Source organism: Flavobacterium sp. P3_A6, from assembly GCF_056403035.1.
The window spans coordinates 1-703 of sequence record NZ_JBFUGG010000065.1 but is presented as its reverse complement, the minus strand read 5'-3'; the positions used below and the strand labels follow the sequence as shown (position 1 = coordinate 703).

Annotated in this window: 1 protein-coding gene; it reads right to left on the bottom strand. The window is 60.3% G+C overall.

The window, feature by feature from the left end:
- On the bottom strand, positions 1-703 hold a 703-nt coding region (locus tag AC1DVP_RS21320), incomplete at both ends, for a hypothetical protein (RefSeq protein ID WP_477185478.1).

Below are 703 nucleotides of genomic sequence, written 5' to 3'. Positions count from 1 at the left end.
CTTTGCCGATGGTAAAGTCCTTGCTGTCGCTGCTGCCYTCATGGTTGGCGTCCCCCGCATAAGCGTAGCTGGCAGAGGCTGTCCCCGCATTGGTGTTGCTGCCGTAGGAGGCTGCTGGAGTCAGATTCAGTCCTCCCGCKCCCGTTACGCTGACWGTYGCCGGCTCGATGGCRGMRCCSGTATAGGTGAACGGACCGCCGTTGATCGTAACGGCAGTGATGCTYGAKGCTTTGCCGATGGTAAAGTCYTTGCTGTCGCTGCTGCCCTCATGGTTGGCGTCCCCCGCATAAGCGTAGCTGGCAGAGGCTGTTCCCGCATTGGTGTTGCTGCCGTAGGATGCCGCTGGTGACATGTTCAGTCCTCCCGCTCCCGTTACGCTGACTGTTGCCGGCTCGATGGCGGAACCCGTATAGGTGAACGGGCCGCCGTTGATCGTAACGGCAGTGATGCTTGAGGCTTTGCCGATGGYAAAGTCCTTGCTGTCGCTGCTGCCCTCATGGTTGGCGTCGCCCGCAAAAGTATAGCTGGCAGAGGCTGTYCCCGCATTGGTGTTGYTKCCGTAGGAGGCTGCTGGAGTCAGATTCAGTCCTCCCGCTCCCGTTACGCTGACTGTTGCCGGCTCGATGGCGGCGCCGGTATAGGTGAACGGACCGCCGTTGATCGTAACGGCAGTGATGCTYGAKGCTTTGCCGATGGTAAAGTC